The 23,604-nt window shown below is 69.9% G+C and carries 30 protein-coding genes; 3 read left to right on the forward strand and 27 right to left on the reverse strand.

The genetic code is table 11. The annotated features are described in order from the left end of the window. Window positions 1–67 precede the first annotated feature (67 nt). Window positions 68–763 carry an endonuclease NucS gene (nucS, locus tag JAN01S_RS08385; protein WP_068316574.1) on the forward strand — a complete coding sequence of 232 codons (696 nt, stop codon included), beginning with the start codon at window positions 68–70 and terminating at the stop codon, window positions 761–763. 5 nt (window positions 764–768) lie between these two features. Here nucS and JAN01S_RS08390 read toward each other — a convergent pair whose 3' ends face one another. From JAN01S_RS08390 to JAN01S_RS08410, 5 genes are all read right to left on the reverse strand, one after another. Next, on the reverse strand, window positions 769–1,089 hold the full coding sequence (locus JAN01S_RS08390; RefSeq protein ID WP_068316575.1) for a hypothetical protein: 321 nt from the start codon (window positions 1,087–1,089) through the stop codon (window positions 769–771). A gap of 18 nt (window positions 1,090–1,107) precedes the next feature. Continuing rightward, the gene (locus JAN01S_RS08395) at window positions 1,108–1,383 is read right to left on the reverse strand and encodes a hypothetical protein (protein ID WP_068316576.1); all 276 of its coding nucleotides are present in this window, start codon (window positions 1,381–1,383) and stop codon (window positions 1,108–1,110) included. Beyond that, entirely contained in the window at window positions 1,380–3,467 is a 2,088-nt protein-coding gene (locus JAN01S_RS08400) for an ethylmalonyl-CoA mutase (protein ID WP_068316581.1), read from the reverse strand. The genes JAN01S_RS08395 and JAN01S_RS08400 overlap by 4 nt, the downstream gene beginning before the upstream one ends. Window positions 3,468–3,540: 73 nt before the next feature. Continuing rightward, window positions 3,541–4,596 (reverse strand): DUF418 domain-containing protein, encoded by a 1,056-nt coding sequence (locus JAN01S_RS08405; protein ID WP_068316587.1) that lies wholly within the window; start codon window positions 4,594–4,596, stop codon window positions 3,541–3,543. 77 nt (window positions 4,597–4,673) lie between these two features. Continuing rightward, on the reverse strand, window positions 4,674–5,024 hold the full coding sequence (locus JAN01S_RS08410) for an STAS domain-containing protein (RefSeq protein WP_157075667.1): 351 nt from the start codon (window positions 5,022–5,024) through the stop codon (window positions 4,674–4,676). A 166-nt stretch (window positions 5,025–5,190) separates the two neighbouring features. Between JAN01S_RS08410 and JAN01S_RS08415 the strand changes: the two genes are divergently transcribed. Beyond that, a complete protein-coding gene (locus JAN01S_RS08415) occupies window positions 5,191–5,826 on the forward strand; it encodes a cob(I)yrinic acid a,c-diamide adenosyltransferase (protein ID WP_068316591.1) in 636 nt (211 codons plus the stop codon). A 24-nt stretch (window positions 5,827–5,850) separates the two neighbouring features. Here the strand turns inward: JAN01S_RS08415 and JAN01S_RS08420 are convergent, their stop codons facing one another. The 19 genes from JAN01S_RS08420 to rpmE all read right to left on the reverse strand — a co-directional run bounded on the left by JAN01S_RS08420 (window position 5,851) and on the right by rpmE (window position 21,500). Beyond that, complete coding sequence (locus JAN01S_RS08420; RefSeq protein WP_084360111.1) at window positions 5,851–6,282, reverse strand: DUF2550 family protein; 432 nt, start codon at window positions 6,280–6,282, stop codon at window positions 5,851–5,853. Window positions 6,283–6,289: 7 nt separating this feature from the next. Next, window positions 6,290–6,556 (reverse strand): F0F1 ATP synthase subunit epsilon, encoded by a 267-nt coding sequence (locus JAN01S_RS08425; RefSeq protein WP_068316595.1) that lies wholly within the window; start codon window positions 6,554–6,556, stop codon window positions 6,290–6,292. Between the two features lie 73 nt (window positions 6,557–6,629). Next, on the reverse strand, window positions 6,630–7,109 hold the full coding sequence (locus JAN01S_RS17385) for a DUF2752 domain-containing protein (RefSeq protein WP_068316596.1): 480 nt from the start codon (window positions 7,107–7,109) through the stop codon (window positions 6,630–6,632). Then, the gene (locus tag JAN01S_RS08435; RefSeq protein ID WP_218000016.1) at window positions 7,106–7,663 is read right to left on the reverse strand and encodes an NINE protein; all 558 of its coding nucleotides are present in this window, start codon (window positions 7,661–7,663) and stop codon (window positions 7,106–7,108) included. Before JAN01S_RS08435 ends, JAN01S_RS17385 begins: the two co-directional genes overlap by 4 nt. Before the next feature lie 110 nt (window positions 7,664–7,773). Beyond that, a complete protein-coding gene (gene atpD / locus JAN01S_RS08440; RefSeq protein ID WP_068316597.1) occupies window positions 7,774–9,228 on the reverse strand; it encodes a F0F1 ATP synthase subunit beta in 1,455 nt (484 codons plus the stop codon). Between the two features lie 17 nt (window positions 9,229–9,245). After that, window positions 9,246–10,145 carry a F0F1 ATP synthase subunit gamma gene (locus JAN01S_RS08445; protein ID WP_068316601.1) on the reverse strand — a complete coding sequence of 300 codons (900 nt, stop codon included), beginning with the start codon at window positions 10,143–10,145 and terminating at the stop codon, window positions 9,246–9,248. A gap of 102 nt (window positions 10,146–10,247) precedes the next feature. After that, window positions 10,248–11,885 (reverse strand): F0F1 ATP synthase subunit alpha, encoded by a 1,638-nt coding sequence (atpA, locus tag JAN01S_RS08450; protein WP_068316603.1) that lies wholly within the window; start codon window positions 11,883–11,885, stop codon window positions 10,248–10,250. Window positions 11,886–11,956: 71 nt separating this feature from the next. Then, window positions 11,957–12,766: a F0F1 ATP synthase subunit delta gene (locus JAN01S_RS08455; protein WP_068316604.1), complete on the reverse strand. Its 810-nt coding sequence runs from the start codon at window positions 12,764–12,766 to the stop codon at window positions 11,957–11,959. Next, complete coding sequence (locus tag JAN01S_RS08460; RefSeq protein WP_084360112.1) at window positions 12,766–13,407, reverse strand: F0F1 ATP synthase subunit B; 642 nt, start codon at window positions 13,405–13,407, stop codon at window positions 12,766–12,768. The genes JAN01S_RS08455 and JAN01S_RS08460 overlap by 1 nt, the downstream gene beginning before the upstream one ends. 48 nt (window positions 13,408–13,455) lie before the next feature. Beyond that, on the reverse strand, window positions 13,456–13,665 hold the full coding sequence (locus JAN01S_RS08465; RefSeq protein WP_174522284.1) for an ATP synthase F0 subunit C: 210 nt from the start codon (window positions 13,663–13,665) through the stop codon (window positions 13,456–13,458). A 98-nt stretch (window positions 13,666–13,763) separates the two neighbouring features. After that, window positions 13,764–14,573, reverse strand: a complete 810-nt coding sequence (atpB, locus tag JAN01S_RS08470) for a F0F1 ATP synthase subunit A (protein WP_244884790.1) — start codon at window positions 14,571–14,573, stop codon at window positions 13,764–13,766. Then, window positions 14,570–14,953: an AtpZ/AtpI family protein gene (locus tag JAN01S_RS08475; RefSeq protein WP_068316607.1), complete on the reverse strand. Its 384-nt coding sequence runs from the start codon at window positions 14,951–14,953 to the stop codon at window positions 14,570–14,572. Before JAN01S_RS08475 ends, atpB begins: the two co-directional genes overlap by 4 nt. After that, a complete protein-coding gene (locus JAN01S_RS08480; protein WP_157075668.1) occupies window positions 14,950–15,369 on the reverse strand; it encodes a hypothetical protein in 420 nt (139 codons plus the stop codon). Before JAN01S_RS08480 ends, JAN01S_RS08475 begins: the two co-directional genes overlap by 4 nt. A gap of 228 nt (window positions 15,370–15,597) precedes the next feature. Beyond that, complete coding sequence (locus JAN01S_RS08485; RefSeq protein WP_068316612.1) at window positions 15,598–16,743, reverse strand: glycosyltransferase family 4 protein; 1,146 nt, start codon at window positions 16,741–16,743, stop codon at window positions 15,598–15,600. A gap of 28 nt (window positions 16,744–16,771) precedes the next feature. Further along, the gene (gene glyA / locus JAN01S_RS08490) at window positions 16,772–18,049 is read right to left on the reverse strand and encodes a serine hydroxymethyltransferase (RefSeq protein WP_068316614.1); all 1,278 of its coding nucleotides are present in this window, start codon (window positions 18,047–18,049) and stop codon (window positions 16,772–16,774) included. Next, a complete protein-coding gene (locus JAN01S_RS17715) occupies window positions 18,046–19,038 on the reverse strand; it encodes an L-threonylcarbamoyladenylate synthase (RefSeq protein WP_084360113.1) in 993 nt (330 codons plus the stop codon). Before JAN01S_RS17715 ends, glyA begins: the two co-directional genes overlap by 4 nt. Window positions 19,039–19,230: 192 nt before the next feature. Next, window positions 19,231–20,112: a peptide chain release factor N(5)-glutamine methyltransferase gene (gene prmC / locus JAN01S_RS08500; RefSeq protein ID WP_068316616.1), complete on the reverse strand. Its 882-nt coding sequence runs from the start codon at window positions 20,110–20,112 to the stop codon at window positions 19,231–19,233. Next, the gene (gene prfA, locus JAN01S_RS08505) at window positions 20,109–21,197 is read right to left on the reverse strand and encodes a peptide chain release factor 1 (RefSeq protein ID WP_068316618.1); all 1,089 of its coding nucleotides are present in this window, start codon (window positions 21,195–21,197) and stop codon (window positions 20,109–20,111) included. Before prfA ends, prmC begins: the two co-directional genes overlap by 4 nt. Before the next feature lie 84 nt (window positions 21,198–21,281). Continuing rightward, window positions 21,282–21,500, reverse strand: a complete 219-nt coding sequence (gene rpmE / locus JAN01S_RS08510; RefSeq protein ID WP_068316620.1) for a 50S ribosomal protein L31 — start codon at window positions 21,498–21,500, stop codon at window positions 21,282–21,284. 282 nt (window positions 21,501–21,782) lie between these two features. Between rpmE and JAN01S_RS08515 the strand changes: the two genes are divergently transcribed. After that, on the forward strand, window positions 21,783–22,349 hold the full coding sequence (locus JAN01S_RS08515; RefSeq protein WP_068316621.1) for a GNAT family N-acetyltransferase: 567 nt from the start codon (window positions 21,783–21,785) through the stop codon (window positions 22,347–22,349). Window positions 22,350–22,371: 22 nt separating this feature from the next. On the opposite strand, the gene JAN01S_RS17680 is transcribed toward JAN01S_RS08515, so the two are convergent. From JAN01S_RS17680 to cmtR, 3 genes are read right to left on the reverse strand one after another with little or no spacing between them, the layout of a single operon-like run. After that, window positions 22,372–22,506 carry a hypothetical protein gene (locus tag JAN01S_RS17680; protein ID WP_275887995.1) on the reverse strand — a complete coding sequence of 45 codons (135 nt, stop codon included), beginning with the start codon at window positions 22,504–22,506 and terminating at the stop codon, window positions 22,372–22,374. Between the two features lie 2 nt (window positions 22,507–22,508). Beyond that, window positions 22,509–23,105: a cadmium resistance transporter gene (locus JAN01S_RS08520; protein ID WP_068316641.1), complete on the reverse strand. Its 597-nt coding sequence runs from the start codon at window positions 23,103–23,105 to the stop codon at window positions 22,509–22,511. Further along, window positions 23,102–23,461, reverse strand: coding sequence for a Cd(II)/Pb(II)-sensing metalloregulatory transcriptional regulator CmtR (gene cmtR, locus JAN01S_RS08525; RefSeq protein WP_068316623.1), 360 nt, complete (start codon window positions 23,459–23,461; stop codon window positions 23,102–23,104). The genes JAN01S_RS08520 and cmtR overlap by 4 nt, the downstream gene beginning before the upstream one ends. Between the last annotated feature and the right edge of the window lie 143 nt (window positions 23,462–23,604).

The raw sequence follows: 23,604 nt of genomic DNA on the forward strand, positions 1-23,604 counted from the left end.
GTTCGCGGCGTGACGGTCCGCACAGGGCGATCGCCCGGCAAAGCCATGTGCGCGTAGGGTCTGCGGGGTGCGAGTGGTGATTGCGACCTGCAGCGTCGACTACGAGGGGCGGCTGAACGCCCACCTGCCCCTGGCGTCCCGTCTGCTCATCGTCAAGGCGGACGGCTCGGTCCTCGTGCACAGCGACGGGGGCTCGTACAAGCCGCTCAACTGGATGGCCCCGCCGTGCTCCATGGCGGAGGTCGAGCCGGACGAGGCCGAGGCCGCCGAGGGCGCGATCGCGGTGTGGAACGTCCAGCACGCCAAGTCCGAGGACCGCCTGCGGGTCAAGCTCCACGAGGTCCACCACGACTCCGCGCACGACCTGGGCGTCGACCCGGGTCTGGTCAAGGACGGCGTCGAGGCCCACCTGCAGCGTCTGCTCGCCGAGCACATCGAGACGTTGGGCGCGGGCTACACGCTGGTGCGTCGTGAGTACATGACCGCCATCGGTCCCGTGGACATCCTCGCCAAGGACGCGAAGGGGGTCAGCGTCGCCGTCGAGATCAAGCGCCGCGGTGAGATCGACGGCGTCGAGCAGCTGACCCGCTACCTCGAGCTGATGAACCGCGACCCGGCGCTGCGGCCGGTCACCGGCGTCTTCGCCGCCCAGGTCATCAAGCCGCAGGCGCGCACCCTCGCCGAGGACCGCGGCATCCGCTGCGTCACCCTCGACTACGACGAGCTCAAGGGCATCGACACGAGCATGCACCGCCTCTTCTGAGCGGCTCAGTCCAGCTCACGGCGGTCGAAGGGGGTCTCCCCCGCCGCGAGACCCGGCACCAGCACGACGACGGTCTCGCCGCGGTGCAGGTCGGCGATCGCGTGGAGGGCTGAGTGCGGTCCGGCCGCGTCGACCTCGGCCAGCTCCGGTTCGTCCTCGAGCGGCACGTCGAGCGCCGCGGCGACGTGCACCGCGACCTCGTCACCGGGTTCACGCACGACCGCGAGCACCCGCTCGCCGGCCAGGGACGCGGTGAGGTCACCGACCCCCTTCGCGTCGCGGGGTACCGGGGCGATCAGGAGCGTCGCCGGGCAGTGCAGGGCCATCCCGCCATCGTAGGCCGGTCACATGAGGGTCAGGGCCAGACCGATCGCGCACGGCACGGTGGTGACGATCGCGCCGAGACCGGCTCCCTTCGCCGAGGACGAAGGGAGGAGCAGCAGGACGCAACCCACTCCGACGACCACGCCGATCGCGATCATGCCGGCGAGTGCTGCGTCGCCGAGCGTGATCGTGAGGACGGCGGTGAGCACGACCCACGCGATCGCCGCCACCGGGACGGCGACGACCGCGTGGACCCACGAGACACCACGCCGGGGCTGGACCCCGTGGCGGCTCACGCGTCCGCGGTCTCGAGGGCGGGCAGACCCCGGCTGTCACGGATGATGTCGAGGAATCGGCCCATGATCTCGTTGAGCCCGAAGTCCTTGGGCGTGAAGACGGCGGCGACGCCCATCTCGCGCAACCGCACGGCGTCGGACTCGGGGATGATGCCGCCGACGATGACCGGGATGTCACCGGCGCCCTGGGCCTTGAGGCCCTCGAGGACGTCGGGCACGAGCTCCATGTGGGAGCCGGAGAGGATCGAGACGCCCACGAGGTCCACGTCCTCGGCGACGGCCGCCGAGACGATCTGGTCGGGCGTGAGGCGGATGCCCTGGTAGATGACCTCGAATCCGGCGTCGCGGGCGCGCACGGCGATCTGCTCGGCGCCGTTGGAGTGGCCGTCCAGGCCGGGCTTGCCGACGAGGACGCGCAGCGCCCCGCCGAGCTCCTCGGCCGTGGCCCGCACCCGGTCGCGCACGGCCACGAGGTCGGCCGAGCCGCCGTCGGCCACGCCGACCGAGCCGGAGACCCCGGTGGGAGCGCGGAACTCACCGAATACCTCACGCAGGGCCTGGGCCCACTCGCCGACGGTGACACCGGCGCGGGCGCAGACGAGGGATGCCTCGAAGAGGTTCTCGTCGGTGGCGGCGATCTCCTTCAGCCGCTCCAGCGAGTCGGCGGCGGCCCGGGCGCTCTGCGGGTCGGCGTCGCGCTCGGAGCGCCAGGCCCGCACGGCCTCGATGGCCTTGGCCTCGACGTCGGCGTCGACGGTCTGGATCGCGGTGTCGAGGTCGGCCGTGAGCGGGTTGGGCTCGGTCGTCTCGAACTTGTTGACCCCGACGACGATGTCCTCGCCGGCCTCGATCCGCTGGCGACGCAGGGCGTGACTCGCAACGAGGGCGTTCTTCATGTAGCCGGACTCGACGGCCGGCACAGCGCCACCCATGTCCTGGATGCGCTCGATCTCGGCCTTGGCGCCGGCGACGAGCTCGGCCACCTTCTTTTCCACCACCGGGGAGCCGGCGAACAGGTCGTCGTACTCGAGCAGGTCGGACTCGAAGGCGAGCACCTGCTGCAGGCGCAGGGCCCACTGCTGGTCCCACGGTCGGGGCAGGCCGAGCGCCTCGTTCCACGCCGGCAGCTGCACGGCGCGGGCGCGGGCGTCCTTGCTCAGCGTGACCGCGAGCATCTCGAGGACGATGCGCTGGACGTTGTTCTCCGGCTGGGCCTCGGTCAGGCCGAGGCTGTTGACCTGGACGCCGTAGCGGAATCGGCGCTGCTTGGCGTCGGTGACGCCGTAGCGCTCACGGCAGATCTCGTCCCACAGCTCGACGAAGGCGCGCATCTTGCACATCTCCTCGACGAAGCGCACGCCGGCGTTGACGAAGAAGGAGATGCGGGCGACGACCTTGCCGAACTCGGCCTCCGGCACCCGGCCGGAGTCGCGGACGGCGTCGAGCACGGCGAGCGCCGTCGACATCGAGTACGCGATCTCCTGCACCGGCGTCGCGCCGGCCTCCTGCAGGTGGTAGCTGCAGATGTTGATCGGGTTCCACTTCGGGATCTCGCCGACGGTGTAGGTGACCATGTCGGTGATCAACCGCATCGAGGGCCCGGGCGGGAAGACATAGGTCCCCCGGCTCAGGTACTCCTTGATGATGTCGTTCTGCGTCGTGCCGGCCAGGCGCGCGCGCACCTCGGCCGGGTCCTGGCCAGCCGCCTCGGCCTGCTCCTCCGCGGCGACCTGGTACATCGCGAGCATGTACATCGCGACGGCGTTGATCGTCATCGACGTGTTCATCTCGCCGAGCGGGATCTGGTCGAAGAGCTTGCGCATGTCACCGATGTGGCTGATCGGCACACCGACCTTGCCCACCTCGCCACGGCTGAGCACGTGGTCGGGGTCGTAGCCGGTCTGCGTCGGCAGGTCGAAGGCGACGGACAGACCGGTCTGGCCCTTGGCCAGGTTGCGTCGGTAGAGCTCGTTGGACGCCGCGGCGCTGGAGTGACCCGCGTAGGTGCGCATCACCCAGGGGCGGTCGCGCTCGGGTCGCGCAGCCTCGGCTGCGGGGGTCGGGGCATCGGTGCTGTCGGCCATAGGTGGCAAGGTACCCGCGAGCGCGTGACGAGAGCAGACCTGTCCGCGGTGAATACCGCCACATCCGCGGCGCTCACTCCATCCGGTCGGTCACCAGCGCCATGAGGCTCTCGACCGGTCCCTTGCCCAGCAGGCGCCACCAGGCCCAGCACGCGAGCACGGTCACCACGAGGATCCCGCCGGCGTAGATCGGCCAGGAGTCGTAGGGCGCCCTCGGGTCCCCCACCCGCTGGGCGATCGCGATGAGGCAGACGTGCAGCACGTAGGCGCTGAGCGCGAGGGCCCCGACGGCCCGGACCGGCGCGAGCGCCGTCACGACGGGCCGGGCCGGGGCCCACCGTGCGACCAGCACGATCGCGCCGAGGGCAGAGGCGGCGAGCGCCACGTCGAGGAGCGCGTCAGGCACCCCGCCGGACACGATGTCGCTGACGCCGATCCCGTGCCCGGCGAGGCGCAGCGCGGCGACCGCGACGCCGGCCGCGATCCCGATGACGAGACTCGTCAGGGCCGCGCGAGCCGTCAGGCCGGCCCGAGCGAGCAGCACGCCGGCCAGGACGAAGGGCAACAGGCTGACCACCCGGTAGTGCGTGGACAGCACGAACCACTGCAGTACCTGGTCGACGATCGCGGGCGAGTGGACCCGGGCGGGGTCGAAGGCCCCACGCGCGGCTGCGTTGACGGCCGGGCCGGCGGCGAAGACCACCACGGTCACCACGGCGAGCACCCGCACCGGCAGGAGCGCGAAGGGGGCGGCCACCATCAGCGTGGCCCCGAGCGACATCAGGACGATGGCGACGAAGGTCCCGAGCTGCTCCAGGGCCAGACCGATGGTGATGAGGATCAGACCGCGCACGAGGTTGCGCTCGACGAAGATCCTGCCCTGCACCGGTCGTGAGCGTCGGGTGAGCACGATGCCGGCCGAGACACCCATGACGAGGGCGAAGAGCGGAGACGCGACGTTGTTGACCAGGGTGAGGACGATCTTGACGAGGGTGTCCTCCGTCGGAGCCCACACCCTCACGTGGGCGATGACCATGCAGATGACGGCGATGCCTCGCACGAGGTCGACGGCCGGGTCGCGGCCGGTGTCCCAGGGCAGCTCTCGGACACGGTCGCTGTGCTGGGTCACGCTGCCTCCGGCGATCGACGTAGCCCGGAGTCCAGGCGCGGATGGGTCAGAGGATATCGCCGTGGTCCGCCGATGGCTCAGACGGCCAGCGAGGGGCGCCGGCGCCCGGACGGCGTCGGGGCGTCCTGGAGCAACCGGATCAGGCCGGCCCGGCGCAGCAGCCGCGTCGTGCGCTCGTCGGCCCCGGTGAACCGCAGGCGACGGCCGGCGCGGGCGGCGCGGGCGTGCGCCCCCACGAGCGTCGCGAAGCCCACCTGGTCGACGACCGTCGACCCGGAGATGTCGACGAGCAGGTCGTGGCCCTCGCGGATCGCGGTGACGAAACCCTGTCGCAGGTCGGCGCTGTGCCTCAGGTCGAAGGGCACCAGCACCCGCACTCGGGTGGACCCCTCGCCACCCACCGGCGTCAGCGCGGTCATTGCGCTCATCACGGTCACCTGCCTTCCCCTGAATGCTGCGTCCGTTGGGATCCAGTGTGACCGGCGTGACGGGCGTTGGCACGCACCCGGCAATCACGATGTGATCACGCCATTACCAGTAGTCGGTCATGGACATGCCACCGGGGGGTCACCGCGGCTCTGCGACGATGGGTCCATGGTCAACCTGACGAAGATCTACACCCGCACCGGCGACGAGGGCACGACCGCCCTCGGCGACTTCAGCCGGACGTCGAAGACCGATCCTCGGCTGCAGGCCTACGCCGACGCCAACGAGGCCAACGCCGTCATCGGGGTCGCCGTCGCGACGGGTGGTTTCGAGGAGGACGTCGTCGCGACGCTCACCCGGGTGCAGAACGACCTCTTCGACCTCGGCGCGGACCTGTCCACCCCCCTTCTCGCCGATCCCGAGTACCCGCCGCTGCGGGTCAAGCAGGAGTGGATCGACGAGCTCGAGGCGGACTGCGACCACTACCTGACCCGGGTGGAAAAGCTGCGCTCGTTCATCCTCCCGGGCGGCACCCCCGGCTCGGCCCACCTGCACCACGCGACGACCGTCGTACGGCGTGCGGAGCGCTCGGCCTGGGCGGCACGCGAGGCCTACGGCACGGAGGTCGCCGACGAGCGCGGGGCCGGTGGGGTCAACCCGCTGACGACGACCTACCTCAACCGGTTGTCCGACCTGCTCTTCATCCTCGCCCGGGTCGCCAACCTGTCGATCGGTGGCGACGTGCTCTGGCAGCCCGGCGGCGGGCGTGAGGCCAAGCCGACGAAGGGGGAATCCCGCGCCTGAGCGCGGGGTCAGGTGAGCCGGGGGTCAGGTGACGTTGACCCCGCGGCCGGGTGGCGCCGACTCCAACCACGAGCGCACGGCCGGGTAGATCTTCGACTCGAGGGCCAGGTCGGCGAGGTCGCCCGACTCCCCCGAGAGGGTCAGGCAGACCGCGGTGGCCAGGCCGGGGATGGAGACCGTCTCCATGGACGGGGTGGAGATGTCCAGGCCCTCCCGGGCCCACGACATCGTCGGGCTGGTCGTCACCCCGCTGACGCTGAACCAGTCGAGCTGCCCGGAGCTCAGACGCAGCAGCCCGAGTCGCCAGCGGGGCGACCCGGGCAGCCGGACGGCACAGGGACTCACAGGTCCGTGGGCGGCGAGTGCACGGCGGCGCAGCCACAGCAGCACCAGCCAGAGCGCGACGAGCAGACACCCTGCAAGGAGGACGATCTCCACCACTTGCAGGGCCGACATGGACGGGTCAGCCCTTGGCCGGGGCCTGGACGGTCTCGGCGACGATCGTCACGTTGTCGTGGTCGACGGACAGGAATCCGCCGTCGATGGTCGCGGTCTGGTCCCCGTCGGTGGCGTGGATGACGACGTCACCCTCGATGAGGACACCGAGCAGCGGCGTGTGGCCCGGCATGATGCCGATCTCACCCTCCGTGCTGCGGGCGCGGACCATCGAGGCCTCACCGGACCACACCTTGCGGTCGGCGGCGACGAGTTCAACGTTGAGGGAGCTCACTGGGGGTCCTTCGTCTGGTTACGGCGGCAGGGACACAATCGTAGCCCGCCGCGCTGATGGGTCTGCGCGCGCCTCAGGCCACGACGAGCGCGAAGTAGTCCTGACCGAGCGCCAGGCTGACGATCCGCACGGCGGAGTAGCCGAGCCACAGCCCCATGCCGACCATGAGGAACTTCGGGTTGAGCTGGTCGAAGAGGCGTTCGGTGGGTCGTCGACGCACGAGCGCGACGACGGTGTAGACGACCAGCCCGGCAGCCATCGCCATGCCGATCGGCCCGAAGAAGTTGTACTCGAAGGCGGTCGCCACGTCCCCGTGGGCGAGGTGCACCCAGGAGCGGGTCATGCCACAGCCGGGGCAGGGCATCCCGGTGGTGAGACGCAGCAGACACGTCGGCTGCCCCGAGTCCACCGACTGCACCGGCCAGACCCGCGCGACGACGAGCCCGATGAGGCTGAGCAGCGCGAGGACGGGCACGATCGCCCGCTGCGTGAGGCTCAACCCACGCGCGAGGTGGACCCGGCGCTCGGCCGGCGGGGCTGGAGGCAGGGTCACCGCAGCGGGCGCCCGTCGACGTCGACCATCTTGCGCATGACGACGAAGATCACGTCGATGATCGACCAGATGCCCAACCCACCGCAGGTGAGGAGCTTGAGCACGCCGAGGCCGGTCTGACCGAGGTAGAAGCGGTCGACGCCGAAGCCGCCGACGAAGATCGACAGCAGCAGGGTGGTCATCCACTCCCGGCTGGAGAACAGCCCGGGGACCTGCGAGGCCGGGAACCAGCCGTCCTGCCCCTCGCCGCGCACCGGGGTGTCGCCCTTGAGCTGGCCGTTGGCCGCCATGCCGGCGAGCTGGCCGAGGTCGTAGGGGCCGTGGTCCTGGCCCATGACGTTGAGGTGGTAGCGACCGGAGGACGGCAGCTGCATGCCCGGAGCCTGCGGCGCCTGCTGGTAGCCGCCCTGTTGCTGGCCGCCGTACTGCTGGCCGGGCTGCTGGTGCTGCGGGTAACCGCCCTGCGGTCCCTGTGGGCCCTGCGACTGCCCGGGCGGGGGCGGCGGACCCTGGGGCTGCCCGGGCGGGTTGTACTGCTCGCCGGAGTTCGTCATGGCCTCAGTGTAGGTGCGCACCCGCCCACTCCCCCAATGCCCCCGCCGACGGCGACGGCCGCCCCCTTCGTGGCGAAGGGAGCGGCCGCAGCGTGATCGGTCGGGCCGGATCAGAGGTTCTTCTGGATCTCCGCCCACTGGCGCTCGACGTCGTCGAGGCCACCACACATGAAGAAGGCCTGCTCGCCGATGTGGTCGTACTCACCGTCGCAGATCTTGGTGAAGGCCTCGATGGTGTCCGCGAGCGGAACCGTCGAGCCCTCGATGCCGGTGAACTGCTTGGCGACGTAGGTGTTCTGCGAGAGGAACCGCTGGATGCGACGCGCGCGGTTGACGAGGATCTTGTCCTCCTCGGACAGCTCGTCGATACCGAGGATCGCGATGATGTCCTGCAGCTCCTTGTTCTTCTGCAGGATCGACTTCACGCGGACCGCGGTGTTGTAGTGGTCCTCCGCAATGTACCGACGGTCGAGGATCCGGCTCGTCGAGGTGAGCGGGTCCACGGCCGGGTAGATACCCATGGACGCGATCTCGCGGTTGAGCTCGGTCGTCGCGTCGAGGTGGGCGAAGGTCGTCGCCGGGGCCGGGTCCGTGTAGTCGTCGGCGGGCACGTAGATCGCCTGCATCGAGGTGATCGAGTGACCACGCGTCGAGGTGATGCGCTCCTGGAGGACGCCCATCTCGTCCGCGAGGGTCGGCTGGTACCCCACGGCGGAGGGCATACGGCCCAGCAGCGTGGAGACCTCCGAGCCGGCCTGCGTGAACCGGAAGATGTTGTCGATGAAGAGCAGCACGTCCTGCTTCTGCACATCGCGGAAGTACTCCGCCATGGTCAGCGCGGACAGGGCGACGCGCAGACGCGTGCCCGGCGGCTCGTCCATCTGGCCGAAGACCAAGGAGGTCTGGCCGAGGACGCCGGCCTCCTCCATCTCGACCATGAGGTCGTTGCCCTCACGGGTGCGCTCACCGACACCGGCGAAGACGGAGACACCACCGTGGTCGCGGGCGACACGGGCGATCATCTCCTGGATGAGGACGGTCTTGCCGACACCGGCACCACCGAAGAGGCCGATCTTGCCACCCTGCACGTAGGGGGTCAGCAGGTCGATGACCTTGATGCCGGTCTCGAACATCTGCGTCTTCGACTCGAGCTGGTCGAAGGCCGGGGCGGGACGGTGGATGCCCCAGCGCTCGTTGACCTCGAGGGTCTGGCCCTCCTCGAGGTTGAGGCAGACGCCGGTCGCGTTGAAGACCTTGCCGAGGGTGACGTCACCGACGGGAACGGTGATCGGGCCGCCGGTGTCCTGCACCTGGGCGCCGCGGACGAGGCCGTCGGTCGGCTGCAGGGAGATGGCGCGCACCATGTTGTCGCCGATGTGCTGGGCGACCTCGAGGTTCAGCGTGCGGGTGTCGGTACCCGTGGTCACCTCGGTGGTGAGCAGGTTGTACTGGTCGGGCATCGTGTCGGCGCCGAACTCGACGTCGACGACGGGGCCGATGACGCGGGAGATGCGCCCGACCCCACCCGCCTGGGTGGTGTTCTCTTCGGTGACGGTGGCAGTCATGGGTTCTCTCTACCTTCTCACTTGGAATCGGCGAGGGCGCTGGCGCCACCGACGATCTCGGAGATTTCCTGGGTGATCTCGGCCTGACGGGCCTGGTTGGCCAGTCGGGTGTACTTCTTGATGAGCTCCTCGGCGTTGTCCGTCGCCGACTTCATGGCGCGCTGGCGCGCCGCGAGCTCGGAGGCGGCCGCCTGGAGGAGGCAGTTGAAGATGCGCGCGTTGACGTAGCGCGGCAGCAGCGTGTCGAGCAGCTCCTCGCCGCTCGGCTCGAACTCGTACAGCGGGTAGAGCTCGTCCTGCGCCGGCTCCTCCACACCCTCGACGACCTCGAGGGGCAGCAGACGGATGACCTCCGCCTCCTGCGTCACCATCGAGACGAAGCGGGTGAAGACCACGTGCACCTCGTCGACGCCGCCGTCCTCGAAGTCCTTGACGAAGTCCGCGACGAGGCGCTCGCCGATCTCGCGGGCATTGTCGAAGGTCGGCTTCTCGGAGCTGCCGGTCCACTCCGCCGCGAACTCGCGCTTGCGGAAGGAGTAGAAGGAGACCGCGCGGCGACCGACGAGGTACGGCACGACCTCCTTGCCCTGGTCGCGAAGGGCGGCGGCGACCCGCTCCCCTTCCTTGAGGACGTTGGAGTTGTACCCGCCCGCGAGACCGCGGTCGGCGGCGATGACGAGCAGCGCCGCCCGGCGCACGTTCTCCGGCTCGGTCGTCAGCGGGTGGTCCTCGTCGGAGTACGTGGCCACGGCCGAGGCCGCCCGGGTCAGCGCGCGGGCGTACGGCGTGGACTCACGCACCGCCTGCTGGGCCTTGACGACGCGGGAGGCCGCCATGAGCTCCATGGCGCGCGTGATCTTCTTGGTCGCACTGACGGACCGGATGCGCTGCCGGTACTCCCGGATCTGCGCTCCCATGTGCTTCCGCCTCTCTGGTGGTCTGTGGTCGGCTCACGGCCGGTGGCCGAACGGTGGTGCTGTGCCGGTCGAGCGCCGCTGGCGACGCCCGACCGGTGGTGGTCAGCGCTTCTGCTTGACGATCTGGACCTGCTCGGAGTCCTGGGCGTCATCGCCCGACTCCTCCGCGGACCCGACCGGGACGTTGTCCTCGTTGGAGGGGACGAAGCTGTCGCGGAAGCTCTTGATCTCGGCCTCGAGGGCCTCGATCGTCGAGTCCTCGAGCTTGCCGGTCTCCTGGATGCCCTGCATCAGGTCGTTCTTGTTGCGACGCAGGTGGTCGAGGAACTCGGACTCGAAGCGACGGATGTCCTCGACCGCGATCGGGTCGAGCTCACCGGTCGTCCCCGCCCAGATGGCGACGGCCTGCTCCGGGACCGGGTACGGGTCGGCCTGCTTCTGCTTGAGCAGCTCGACGAGGCGGGCGCCTCGGGCCAGCTGCTGCTTCGACGCCGGGTCGAGGTCGGACGCGAACATCGCGAAGGCCTCGAGCGCGCGGTACTGGGCCAGGTCGAGCTTGAGGCGACCGGAGACCGACTTCATCGCCTTGGTCTGCGCGGCCGAACCGACACGCGAGACCGAGACACCCACGTCGATGGCGGGGCGGACGTCGGAGTTGAAGAGGTCGGCCTGCAGGTAGATCTGGCCGTCGGTGATGGAGATGACGTTGGTCGGGATGTACGCCGAGACGTCACCGGCCTTGGTCTCGATGATCGGCAGACCGGTCATCGAGCCCGCGCCCATGTCGTCGGAGAGCTTGGCGCAGCGCTCGAGCAGACGCGAGTGCAGGTAGAAGACGTCACCCGGGTAAGCCTCGCGGCCCGGCGGGCGGCGCAGCAGCAGCGACATCGAGCGGTAGGCCTCGGCCTGCTTGCTCAGGTCGTCGAAGACGATGAGGACGTGCTTGCCCTGGTACATCCAGTGCTGGCCGATGGCCGAGCCGGTGAACGGGGCGAGGTACTTGAAGCCGGCGGCGTCGGACGCGGGGGCCGCGACGATCGTCGTGTACTCCATCGCGCCGGCCTCCTCGAGCGTGCCCTTGACGGACGCGATCGTGGAGCCCTTCTGGCCGATGGCGACGTAGATGCAGCGCACCTGCTTCTGCGGGTCGCCCGTCTCCCAGAACTGCTTCTGGTTGATGATCGTGTCGACCGCGACCGTGGTCTTGCCGGTCTGGCGGTCACCGATGATCAGCTGACGCTGGCCACGGCCGATCGGGGTCATGGCGTCGACCGACTTCAGGCCGGTCTGCAGCGGCTCGTGCACCGACTTGCGCTGGACGACCGAGGGGGCCTGCAGCTCGAGCGCGCGGCGCTCCTCGGACTCGATGTCGCCGAGGCCGTCGATGGCCTGGCCCAGCGGGTTGACGACGCGGCCGAGGAAGTTGTCACCGACGGGCACGGAGAGGACCTCGCCGGTGCGCTTGACCGCCTGGCCCTCCTCGATCTTGGAGAAGTCGCCGAGCACGACGACACCGATCTCGTGGACGTCGAGGTTGAGCGCGAGGCCGAGGGTTCCGTCCTCGAACTCGAGCAGCTCGTTGGTCATGGCCGAAGGGAGTCCCTCGACGTGGGCGATGCCGTCACCGGTGTCGGTGACGCGGCCGACCTCTTCGCGGGAGGCCGCGCCCGGGTTGTAGGACCGCACGTAGCCGTCCAGGGCGTCCCGGATCTCCTCCGGACGGATCGAAAGCTCCGTCATGTTGTCTTCTCCTCGTTGCCGGCCGCTGTGATGGCCGAATATGTGGTCTGCATGGGGTCTGGGCTGGTGGCTCAGCCGGCCAGGTGGCGCTTCGCCTCGTCGAGACGTCGCAGGACGGTCCCGTCGACGACCTCGTCGCCGATCTGGACCCGGATGCCGCCGATGACGTCCTCGTCGTGGACGATCTGCAGCTGGACGGGCTTGCTGTAGATCTGCTGCAGCGCGCCGGCCAGGCGGGTGCGCTGCTCCTCGGTGAGGTCGACCGCGGTCGTCACGACGGCGGTCAGCTGCTGGCGGCGCTCGGCGGCGATGTCGAGGTAGGCCTCGATCGTCCGGTCGAAGCGACGGCCCCGGGGGGCCAGCACCGACCGGCGGGCCAGGCGGACCGTCTCGGGCCGCGCCTTGCCCTCGAGCAGCCCACCGACGAGGTCGGCCTTGCCCGCGGGGTCACCGAGGCGGTTGGCCAGGGCGTCCCGCAGCTCGGGGTTGCCCGCGACGACCCGCTCGAAGCGGAAGAGCTCGTCCTCGACCTGGTCGATGACCCCGCCGGCCTCGGCGCCCTTGAGGGCAGCCTCGACGGCGAAGCGCTCGAACGTGTCGGTGAGGTCGCGCTCCTGGGCCCAGCGCTGGGCGACGAGCACGGAGGCGATCCCGACGGTCTCGTTGGAGACCTTGCCGTGGAGCAGTCGGGTGACCAGCTCGGACTTGTCCTTGCCCTCACGGGAGGGGTCGGCGACGCTGCGACGCAGGGTCGCGTTGTCGTCGAGCAGCGCGGTCACGGCGAAGAGCTCGTCCGACACGACAGCCGGGTCACCGGACATCAGTGCCGTCTCGAAGGACTGGCGTCCCTCGTGGACGGCGGCGCGGGAGGAACCTCGCATCAGGCGTCACGACCCGCGTCGCCGAGGTCGAGCTGGCCCTGCTCCGGCGTGGTCGCGGCGGACGCCCCGACCTTTTCGGGCTGGACCTGACCCGACTCCAGCTCGGCCAGGAAGCGGTCGATCAGACCCTGGCGGCTCGAGGAGTCCTGCAACTCGTGACCGACGATGCGGCCGGCCAGGTCGGTCGACAGACGACCCACCTCACCGCGCAGCTGGACGGACGCCTGCTGGCGCTCGGCCTCGATCTGCTTGTGCGCCGACTCGGTGATCCGGTTGGCCTCGTCCTGGGCCTGACCGCGCATCTCCGCGACGATCGCGGCGCCCTCGGCGCGCGCGTCCTCACGGATCTTCGCGGCCTCGGCACGGGCCTCGGCCAGCTGCGACTCGTACTGGGCCTTGGCGGCCTCGGCCTCGGCCTGGGCGTTCTCGGCCTGGGCGATGCCACCCTCGATCGCAGCGTGGCGCTCCTCGTAGGCCTTCTCGAGGTTCGGGGCGACCTTCTTCGCGACGACCCAGAAGAGGATCGCGAACATGATCAACCCGAAGACGAGCTCCTCCCAGTGCGGGATGAGGGGCATGGTCTCGCCCTCACCCGCCGCGGCGAGCCCCACGACCGATGAGACGGTTGCGGTGATGTGCACGGGTACTCCTAGTTACTGGTGCCGATGACTGGTGCCGTGACCGGCAGATCAGAGGACGAACGCGAGCACCAGACCGAAGATGGCGAGGGCCTCGGCGAGGGCGAAGCCGAGGATGGCGATCGGCTGCAGGAGGCCACGGGCCTCGGGCTGGCGGGCGACACCGTTGATGTACGCCGCGAAGATCAGGCCGACGGCGATGGCCGGGCCGATGGCGGAGAGGCCGTAACCGATCAGGGAGAGCGAGCCGGTGATTTCCACGATGATTCCTCTTTCGTGTTTCTGTGATCCGCCGCGAGGTCTGTCCCGCGGGGAAGTACTGGGTGGGTGCTATGCAGTTGTGGGTACGAGGTCGACGATCAGTGGTCGTCGGCGACGGCGCCGGCGATGTAGCTGGCCGCCAGGAGGGTGAAGACGAAGGCCTGGAGGAACTGGACCAGGAGCTCGAAGATCAGCATGATGCCGGCCATGAGGAAGGTCGGCAGCGACATCGCCTGCATGAGGATCCCGTCGCCGTGGAGCAGGAAGTAGAAGGCTCCGGTGACGAAGAGGTAGATGATCATGTGGCCGGCAAACATGTTGCCGAAGAGTCGCAGCGCGAGCGTCAGCGGACGGGTCACGAAGTAGGTGATGACCTCGAGCAGGAAAATGACCGGTGCGATCCACCCCGGCAGGCCCGGCGGGACCATGTGCTTGAAGTAGCCGACGAAGCCCATCTTCTGGAAGCCGACCCAGTGGTAGACGACGTAGACGACGAGCGTCAGGGCGATCGGGAAGCCGATCTTGCCGTTGACCGGGTTCATCGCGCCGAAGAAGGAACCGGCGAAGTTGTAGAAGAGGACCATGAAGAAGAGCGTGACCAGCAGGGGCACGAACTTCTTGAACTCCTTGGTCCCGATCATGTCTCGGGCGATGGAGTTGCGCGGGAAGTTGTAGGCACCCTCGAGCAGCCACTGGGCCTTGCTCGGGACGACCGAGGCGTTCTTGCTCAGGGCGACCAGGCCGATCGAGAGCACCGCGGTGATGATGGCGGCCCACGCCATCTGGTTGGTGACGGTCAGGCCACCGATCTCGAAGAGCGGCTGCCAGAAGATCTCCGGCGTCGGGGGCTGGTAGCCCTCGCCGCCACCGGCAGCGGGCAGCGCAGAAGTGAGCGCAGGCAGGGTCACTGAATCTCCTCGTTGTGTGGCTGGGCAGCCGTCGTCGACCCCTGCTCGGGGTCATCGTGCGTGGGTGCCTGGGACGTACCGTAGCGGAGCCAGATGGTGTAGAGCGACAGACCCATCCCGGCGATGATCCCGGCCGCGATGAAACCCGTCACGCCCAGCCACCGGTCGATGCCCCAGCCGATCGCGCCGAAGAGCAGCGGACCGGTGATGAGGTAGGCCAGCACGGTCGAACCCATGGCATCGGCCTGGGCCGTGGGGTTGGGTCGGCTCGGGTCGTGGGCGTAGCGCTCGCTGACCGCCCGCACCTGCTCCGGGTCGGCGTCGGCCTTGGTGACCAGACGGGGGGTCCGGTCCGGGCTCCGCCGCGTGAGCGCGCTCATGCGCGGCCTGCCTGCGGGTCGATGGCGTGCCGGGCACGGACGTACCCACGCAGCTGGGCCACCTGGATGAGGACGACCTGGACGATAGCGGCGGCCGCGATGACCGGCCCGTCGAGGGATGGCTGCTGGCGCAGCAGCGCGATCGCGGCGACGAGGACGATGAGCTGGCCCATGAAGACCAGTCCGGCACCCGCCATGGAGGCGCCGGGGTCCCCTGCGACGACCGCGGAGATCGCGACGAGGCCGAGCAGCAGGACGACGAACGACAGGAGCGCTCCGGCGAGGGCACTGAGGGCACCGTCGGCCCCCTTCGCCACCGCTCCGGCGACGGTCAGGGCGACCGTGCCGCAGAGCCCGGCGACGAGGACGCCGCGGCGCATGCCCTGCACGGGGCTGCGGCGTTGAGTCGTCGTCATCGGCTCACTTCGGGACGGGAGCACGAGGTGCTCTGCTGGTCGGACCACAGGGTCCGGCGGGCGCTTGTGAAAGTTTACACAAGCGCCCGGAGGCCCACCAATCCTGCACCTCCAAGCGCGCATTTCCCCGGGCGCCTGCGCGCCCTTGCGCGCATTTCCCCGGGCGCCTGCGCCTTTCCACGCTGGTCGAGGTGTGAGGGCCCCCGGGCCCGAACCTCGAGACCAGACCTACGCGTCGAGGCGGCGTCCCTTGGTGTCGTACTCCTTGGGCCGGTGGCCGGGGGCGGAGAACCGCGGCAGCCAGGCGGTCAGGCCGGCGGCGAGCGCGAGCATCACCACTCCCGCGCCGGCGGCGACGTACCACGGCAGGACGACGAAGCTCACCGAGCCCATCGCGACGACGAAGGCCCACAGCCACAGCAGGAGCACGGCGCGACGGTGCCCGTGCCCGATCTTGAGCATCCGGTGGTGCAGGTGCTGGCTGTCGGCCTGCCACGGGCGCTGGCCGCGCGCGGTGCGCCGCACGACGGCCCAGAGGACGTCGATGAGCGGCAGCATCATGATCGAGATGGGGATGAGCAGCGGCAGCACGGTCGCGGCGAGCTGGTTGGCGCCGAGCTGGCTGACCTGCGCGGGGTTGATCTGTCCGACGTTGAGGATCGTCGCGGCCGCGAGGAGCAGGCCGAGCGTCAGGGCGCCGGAGTCGCCCATGAAGAGCTTCGCCGGGAAGACGTTATGGGGCAGGAAGCCGAGGCAGGCACCGGCAAGCGCCGCGGAGACGAAGGTCGCCGAGGAGAAGACATTGGGCGGCGCGTAGCTCGCCGAGATGAGGTAGCTGTAGATGAAGAAGGCGACCGCGGCGATGGCGACGAGTCCGGCGGCCAGCCCGTCGAGGCCGTCGATGAAGTTCACCGCGTTGATGCACAGCACGACGATGAAGATCGTCATGAGCACGAGCAGCGGCGCGGGCAGCACCGTGACGACCCCGAGCGGCAGGGAGAAGAGCTGCACGCCGGAGAAGGCGATGACGGCTGCGGCCACGAGCTGGCCGCCGAGCTTGGTCAGCGCGTCGAGCTCTCGCATGTCGTCGATCGCGCCGACGAGGCACACGACTCCGGCCCCGATGAGGATGCCGACGAGCTCACCGGACTCGAAGACCTGCCGCAGGAAGGGCATCCGCCACGCGACGAGCGTGGCGACGGCATAGCCGAGGAACATCGCCACGCCACCCATGCGCGGGATCGGCACGACGTGCACGTCCCGCTCGCGCACCTCGGTGAAGGCACCGACGCGGATGGCCACCGTGCGGGCGAGCGGGACGAGCAGGTAGGTCGAGACGAGCGCCACGAGGAAGACGAAGACGTACTCCCTCACGGCACCCCTCCTCCGGCTGCGAGCGGGATCAGCGCGGGTAGGCGGGGAAGCGGGTCACGAGGTCGGTGACCTCGGCCCGCACCGCGCGGGAGACCTCGTGCTCGGGGTCGGCGTCACCCGTCGTCACCGCGGTGTGGATCAGCTCGGCGATCTTGACCATCTCGTCGGTGCCCATGCCCTGCGTCGTGACGCAGGGGGTACCGACGCGGATGCCGGAGGCGATCGACGGCTTCTGCGGGTCGTTGGGGATGGCGTTCTTGTTGAGCGTGATGCCGGCCGCGTCGCAGCGCGCCTCGGCGTCGACGCCGGTGACCCCGACGCCCTGCAGGTCGAGCAGCGACAGGTGCGTGTCCGTGCCGCCGGTCGTCGGCCGGATGCCCCGCTGGAGCAGCTCGTCGGCCAGCACCTTGGAGTTGGCGATGACGTCTTGGGCGTACTGCTGGTACTCGGGGGTCGCGCACTCCTTGAAGTTGACCGCCTTGGCCGCGATGGTGTGCATCTGCGGGCCGCCCTGCATCATCGGGAAGATCGCCTTGTCGAGCGCCTTGGCGTGCTCCTCCTTGCACACGAGCGCGCCGGAGCGGGGGCCACGCAGCACCTTGTGCGTCGTGAAGGTCACGACGTCGGCCAGCGGGACGGGGCTCGGGATCGCCTTGCCGGCGACCAGGCCGATGAAGTGGGCGGCGTCGACCCACATGATCGCGCCGACCTCGTCGCAGATCGCGCGGATCCGCTCGAAGTCGATCAGGCGCGGGATCGCCGAACCACCGGAGCAGATGACCTTGGGCCGGTGCTCCTTGGCCAGGCGCTCCATCTCGTCGTAGTCGACGTCCTCGGTCTCGGGGTGCACGCCGTAGTGGACAGCGTCGAACCACTTGCCGGAGAAGGAGACCTTGGTGCCGTGGGTCAGGTGGCCACCGTGCGGCAGCGACATCGCCAGGATCTTTTCCCCCGGCTGGAGGAAGGCGCCGTAGACGGCCTGGTTGGCGCTCGCGCCGGAGTGGGCCTGGACATTGGCGTGCTCGGCACCCAGCAGGCTCTTGGCCCGCTCGATCGCGAGGTTCTCCGCCTTGTCGACCTCGGAGCAGCCGCCGTAGTAGCGACGCCCCGGGTAGCCCTCGGCGTACTTGTTGCTCAGCGTCGACCCGAGCGCGGTGAGCACCTCCGGCGAGGAGATGTTTTCGCTGGCGATGAGCTGCAGTCCGCCGCGGATGCGGTCGAGCTCACTGGTGAGCACACCCGCGATCTCCGGGTCGAAGGCGCTCAGGGCGCCGAAGTCGGAGCCGTAGAAGGTGTCGTCGGTCATCGCTGGGCCTCCGTGTCGCTGGGGGTGTGGGTGATCGGGTCGGTCGTGGGGTCGTGCGGGCCGTCGTCGGCGGTCGAAGGGAGATCCTCCCACCCCTGCGAGGTGGCGGCCGTGTCGTCCGTGCCGGACGAGCGCGCCTCGGCGCGCAGGCGCTCCTCCTCGGCAGCGGCGACCACCGGGTCCTCGTCGTGGAACTCGGGCCGGTCGCCCGGCTGCGGGTCGTCGAAGGGCTCGTCGTCGACCTCGCCGACCTCGTCGGCCCGGGTCACCTCGTCGACCTCGCCGGGCTCGTCGACGTGAGCCGCCTCGTCGTCGGCGACATCCGTGACGTCCGCGGCCGCCGCCGGTGCCCGGTCGAAGTCCGCGCCGAGGATCTCCTCGAGCCGCTCGCGCCCGATGGCGCCGAGCCGCAGGACCTCGGGCACCTCGCCGGTGCAGTCGATGATCGTCGACGGCTCCTGCGTGCTGCGGGGTCCGCCGTCGAGGTAGACGCTCACGGCCGGGCCGAGTGCGACCGCGGCCTCGGTGACGGTCGTCGCGGCCGGCTCGCCGGTGCGGTTGGCGCTCGTCACGGCCATCGGGCCGGTCTCGCGCAGCACCTCCAGCGCGATCTCGTCGTCGGGCATGCGCAGCGCGACGGTGCCGGCGGTCTCGCCGAGGTCCCAGTGCAGCGACGGCTGCGCGTGGAGCACGAGGGTGAGCGGGCCGGGCCACAGCTCGTCGATGAGCCGACGTGCCCAGTCCGGGACCGCCCGGGCCAGGCCGTCGACGGTGCGGGTGTCGGGGATGAGGACCGGCGGGGGCATCTCCCGGCCCCTCCCCTTCGCCTCGAGGACGTCGGCCACCGCGGTGACGTCGAAGGCGTCGGCCCCGATGCCGTAGACGGTGTCGGTGGGGATGACGACGATCTCGCCGCGGCGGACGGCGTCGACCGTGGTGGCGACGCTCGCGGCGCGCTCGTCGGAGGTCGCATCGACGACTGGACTCATGGGCCCCACCCTATGACTCCGGACTTCGTGCTCCCACCCGACGCCATGCATACCCGCGCGTGGAGCGGGTAGTGCGGGCAGGACCTGTCCCCTCGCACCACAGGAGGAACAACATGCGTGGATCCAGCCTGATCTGGACGATCGTCGGTGTCCTGCTCATCATCGCCCTGCTCATCTACATCCTCTGAGCGGTCACTGAGCTCGCCGGGCGGTCGTCGTGCGCGGCCGCCCGGCGAGGTCGTCGTGGTCGGACACCTCGACCCACGCACCCGTGGCCGCGAGCGCCCGCGGCAGCGACTCCCCCTGACCATCGGCGTGCTCCATGACGAGCAGGCCCCCCGGCCGCAGCAGGGTGGCGGCCGTGGCGGCGACCCCCAGCGGGATCGCGAGCCCGTCCTCGCTGCCGCCGTAGAGCGCGATGTCGGGGTCGTGCTCGGCGACCTCGGGGTCGAGCGGCACCATCCCGACGGGGATGTACGGCGGGTTGCTCACGACGACGTCGACCCGACCGACGAGGTCCGCGAGCGCAGGGACGCTCGCGGGGTCGGCGGTCGCATCGGCTGCCACGAGCTCGACAGGCAGCCCGGTCGTCTCGATGTTGCGTGCGGCCCAGGCGAGGGCGAGTTCGCTCAGCTCGACGGCAGCCACCCGCGCGTGCGGCGCCTCGTCGGCGACCGCCAACGCGAGCGCCCCCGACCCCGTGCACAGGTCGACGACGACCGGCTCGGCGATGCCGTCGAGGGCGGCGAGCGCGTGGTCGACGGCCTGCTCCGTCTCGGGTCGCGGCACGAAGACCCCCGGCCCGACGTGCAGCTCCAGGTGGTGGAAGGGGGCGCTGCCCGTCAGGTGCTGCAGCGGCACCCGGGTCGCGCGCTCCTCGACGAGACCGGCGAAGCGATCGACGAACCCCGCGTCGACCTCACCCCCGAGGAGCATCCGGCGCTCCACCTCGCCCCGGTCGCAGCCGAGGACGTGCCCGGCGAGGACGAGCGCGTCGATACGAGGGGTGGGGACACCCCCTTCGTCCAGCGTGGCGGTGGCCGCGTCGACGGCGGAGCGAAGGGAGGTGGTCACTCCCCCTCCCCCGCGAGGGCCGCGAGGCGCGCCTCCTCATCGGCCTGCACCGCGGAGTCGACGACCGCGTCGAGGTCACCGTCGAGGACGGCGTCGAGCCGGTTGGCCTTGAACCCGGTGCGGTGGTCGCTGATCCGGTTCTCCGGGAAGTTGTAGGTGCGGATCCGCTCGGAGCGGTCGACCGTGCGCACCTGCGAGGCGCGCGCCTCCTTGGCCTCGGCCGCGGCCTCCTCCATCGCCATCTGGTGCAGGCGGGCGCGCAGGACGCGCATCGCCGACTCCTTGTTCTGCAGCTGGGACTTCTCGTTCTGGCAGGAGACGACGGTGCCGGTCGGCAGGTGGGTGATGCGCACGGCGGAGTCGGTCGTGTTGACCGACTGCCCGCCCGGGCCGGAGGAGCGGTAGACGTCGATCTTCAGGTCGTTGGGGTGCAGCACGTCGACGTCGGCCGTGTCTTCGATGTCGGGCATGACCCACACGCCCGCGGCCGAGGTGTGGATGCGGCCCTGGCTCTCGGTGACGGGGACGCGCTGGACGCGGTGGACTCCCCCTTCGTACTTGAGGCGGGCCCACGGCGCGGAGCCGGGCTCGCTCGCCCCCTTCGCGGAGACGGCCACGCGCACGTCCTTGTACCCGCCGAGGTCGGACTCGGTGGAGTCGAGCAGCTCGGTGCGCCAGCCGCGCTTCTCCGCGTGACGCAGGTACATGCGCAGCAGGTCGCCGGCGAAGAGGGCGGACTCCTCTCCCCCTTCGCCCGCCTTGATCTCGAGGATGACGTCGCGGTCGTCGTCGGGGTCGCGCGGGATGAGCAGCCGGCGCAGCCGGTCCTCGGCCGTCGCGACCGCCTCCTCGAGGACGGGCAGCTCCTCGGCGAAGGCCGCGTCCTCGGCGGCCAGCTCGCGCGCCGCCTCGAGGTCGCCACTCGCGGAGTCGAGCTCGCGCTGCGCGGTGACGACCGGGGTCAGCTCGGCGTAGCGACGGTTGACGTCACGCAGCCGGTCGGGGTCGCCGATGACGTCGGGGTCGGCGAGCGATGCCTCCAGGCGGGCGTGCTCGGCGAGCAGGGACTCGACGGACTCGAGCACGGGGACCTCCGGGGCGACGGGTGGTGGGTGGAGACGCAGATGCGCCGGCCAGCCCGCAGTGGGCTGACCGGCGCATCGGAAGAACTACTTGGCCTCGGCCTTCTTGGCGTAGCGCTTCTGGAAGCGGGCCACGCGGCCACCGGTGTCCATGATCTTCTGCTTGCCCGTGTAGAACGGGTGGCAGTTGCTGCAGACCTCGGCCTTGATCTGGCCGTCGGACTTGGTGCTGCGGGTCGTGAACGTGTTGCCGCAGGTGCACGAGACGGTCGTGGTCTCGTAGGTGGGGTGGATGTCCTTCTTCACGTGGTGCTCCTCGGTGTCTGAGTGTCCGGGTCGGCGTCGCGCCCTCTGCGGGACCCACGACTGCGGGCATCTGTGCCGCCTGCCGTGAACCGGACCAACCATGGGATTGTGCCAGACCTGACACAGGGGTTCCAAACAGCGCCGAGGCCACGGTTGTTCCCCACGTGGGTCTGGGTCCCACGTTCGCGTGGGCGGTGCGAGGGCGTCCGCGCCCGAGCCTCGAGACCCAGGCTTCGAGGCTCCTCCGTCGCACCTCAGCCAGCGACGCGGCAGGATGGCCCCATGGCTCCTCGTTCCCACCGCCTGCCACGCCGCGCCGCCCGTGACCGACGAAGGGAGCCGGTCCCCGGCCCCGTCGAGGGCTCCGTCATCCGCCCGGCCGTCGCCGGCGACATCGCGACGATCGTCGCGCTGCGGGCGTTGATGTTCGAGGCCATGGGCACGCTCGCGGAGCAGATCTCCGACATGGCCTGGCAGCAGGATGCCGCCCGCTGGCTGCAGCAGCACCTCCACGACGAGCGCACCCACGTCGTCGTGGCCGAGGCCAACGGCACCGTCGTCTCGTGCGCCATCGGCCAGGTGCTCGACCTCATGCCCGCGCCCGGCCGGCAGGGCGAAGGGGGCCTGGTCACCAACGTCGCGACCTTCCCCCGACACCGCCGGTTGGGCTTCACCCACGCCGTCCTCGGGGCCCTGCTCGAGTGGTTCGAGGAGGAGACCGACGTCGAGCTGATCACGCTCAACGCCACCGAGGCCGGGCGCGACATCTACGACGACTTCGGGTTCGCGGCCTCGACCTTCCCCGAGATGCGGCTGCGCCTGGAGCGGGCGGTGCCGGAGGAGGACTGACGCGTCCTCCCCCTTCGTCCGCTCAGTCCGTGACGGGCAGGACGAGGGTGACCGTGGTCCCCTCGCCCTCGGTCGAGTCGAGCCCGACACGCCCGCCGTGTGCCTCGGCGATCCTGTGCCGGACCGCCACCGGACGGACCTGACCGGTCTCGTTCATTGCTAGAGACCAAATGCTCCGCCGGTGACGAGGATGACGATGCCGAGGCCGATGAGGACGATGGGGAACAGGATGTGTTCCCAGCGTTCGAGGATTTCAGCGATTGGTGGGCGGGTGGCGACGAATTTGGCGAGTGCGACCAAGACGGCGACCAGCGCGAGGAAGACGATGCAGTAGGCGACGACCGCTAGGGGATCCACGCTGAGGAAGACGGGGGTGTAGACGCCGATGTTGTCTCCGCCGTTGGCGAAGGTGACACCGGCGACGGTCCACGCGCCGATCTTCTTGCCAGCGACCTTGGCGTCGTCATCATCATCGTCGCCGCGCCAGGCGTTCCATGCAGCCCAGAGACCGAGGATGAGGGGAATGAGCCCGAAGTAGGGAATGGCCTCGGAGGGCAGGAAGGCGCCGGCTCCGATGGTCACCAGCACTGCCGCGCCGAGGATGCCAGCGAACCCGAGGTACTGGCCGACCAGGATGCGGGTGGTGGTGCCGCGCTGGCCCGCGCCTCGAGCGAAGAAGAGTGACAGCACGATGATGTCGTCGATGTTGGTGGCCATGAACAGGCCGATGGCCTGGAGTGTCGTGGTGAGCATCAGGCGTCCACCTCTCCTGCGCAGCAGTCCGGGACCAAGCAGCCTGGATCGATGCATGGGGAGCTTTCGTCGACAGCCAGGGTGATGTCGACCAGCGCCGCCAGTGCCTGTGCGAGATGTGAGTCGACGATTTCATAGCGCGTCCTGCGGCCCTCGTGCTCAGCAATTACGATGCCGCAGTCGCGCAGGCAGGCCAAGTGGTTGGACACGTTCGAGCGAGTCAGGTCCAAGTCCCGGGCCAGCTCTGCCGGGTAGGCGGGACTGTCGAGCAGGGTCAGGAGGATCTGGGATCTGGTCGGGTCGGCCAGTGCACGGCCAAGACGGTGCATCGCGTCCAGCCGGGTATTAATGGTCAGCATCTGGTGAACTATACAGCAGATGCTGAATGATCTAGGCCCGAAGCGGATGAAGGTGCTTGCACGGCAAAATCGTCAATTGCGGCACCTCAACGTACGGCTCGGTGACGTCAGGTTCTGAGTCACCAAGCCGCCACTGTCGGCCA

Source organism: Janibacter anophelis NBRC 107843 (genome assembly GCF_001570945.1).
In the GTDB taxonomy this organism is placed as follows: Bacteria; Actinomycetota; Actinomycetes; order Actinomycetales; family Dermatophilaceae; genus Janibacter; species Janibacter anophelis.

Excerpts from the sequence above, each read along its gene's own strand:
- JAN01S_RS17715 (WP_084360113.1), bottom strand. The coding sequence starts at position 19,038 with ATGAGTCCAGTCGTCGATGCGACCTCCGACGAGCGCGCCGCGAGCGTC.
- JAN01S_RS17680 (WP_275887995.1), bottom strand. The coding sequence starts at position 22,506 with ATGAACGAGACCGGTCAGGTCCGTCCGGTGGCGGTCCGGCACAGGATC.
- JAN01S_RS08410 (WP_157075667.1), bottom strand. The coding sequence starts at position 5,024 with ATGAGCGCAATGACCGCGCTGACGCCGGTGGGTGGCGAGGGGTCCACC.
- atpD (WP_068316597.1), bottom strand. The coding sequence starts at position 9,228 with ATGACTGCCACCGTCACCGAAGAGAACACCACCCAGGCGGGTGGGGTC.
- JAN01S_RS08420 (WP_084360111.1), bottom strand. The coding sequence starts at position 6,282 with ATGTCGGCCCTGCAAGTGGTGGAGATCGTCCTCCTTGCAGGGTGTCTG.
- JAN01S_RS08455 (WP_068316604.1), bottom strand. The coding sequence starts at position 12,766 with ATGCGAGGTTCCTCCCGCGCCGCCGTCCACGAGGGACGCCAGTCCTTC.
- JAN01S_RS08435 (WP_218000016.1), bottom strand. The coding sequence starts at position 7,663 with ATGACGAACTCCGGCGAGCAGTACAACCCGCCCGGGCAGCCCCAGGGT.
- cmtR (WP_068316623.1), bottom strand. The coding sequence starts at position 23,461 with ATGCTGACCATTAATACCCGGCTGGACGCGATGCACCGTCTTGGCCGT.
- JAN01S_RS08390 (WP_068316575.1), bottom strand. The coding sequence starts at position 1,089 with ATGGCCCTGCACTGCCCGGCGACGCTCCTGATCGCCCCGGTACCCCGC.
- JAN01S_RS08515 (WP_068316621.1), top strand. The coding sequence starts at position 21,783 with ATGGCTCCTCGTTCCCACCGCCTGCCACGCCGCGCCGCCCGTGACCGA.
- JAN01S_RS08475 (WP_068316607.1), bottom strand. The coding sequence starts at position 14,953 with ATGAGCGCGCTCACGCGGCGGAGCCCGGACCGGACCCCCCGTCTGGTC.
- JAN01S_RS08415 (WP_068316591.1), top strand. The coding sequence starts at position 5,191 with ATGGTCAACCTGACGAAGATCTACACCCGCACCGGCGACGAGGGCACG.
- atpA (WP_068316603.1), bottom strand. The coding sequence starts at position 11,885 with ATGACGGAGCTTTCGATCCGTCCGGAGGAGATCCGGGACGCCCTGGAC.
- JAN01S_RS08445 (WP_068316601.1), bottom strand. The coding sequence starts at position 10,145 with ATGGGAGCGCAGATCCGGGAGTACCGGCAGCGCATCCGGTCCGTCAGT.
- JAN01S_RS08400 (WP_068316581.1), bottom strand. The coding sequence starts at position 3,467 with ATGGCCGACAGCACCGATGCCCCGACCCCCGCAGCCGAGGCTGCGCGA.
- JAN01S_RS08480 (WP_157075668.1), bottom strand. The coding sequence starts at position 15,369 with ATGACGACGACTCAACGCCGCAGCCCCGTGCAGGGCATGCGCCGCGGC.
- glyA (WP_068316614.1), bottom strand. The coding sequence starts at position 18,049 with ATGACCGACGACACCTTCTACGGCTCCGACTTCGGCGCCCTGAGCGCC.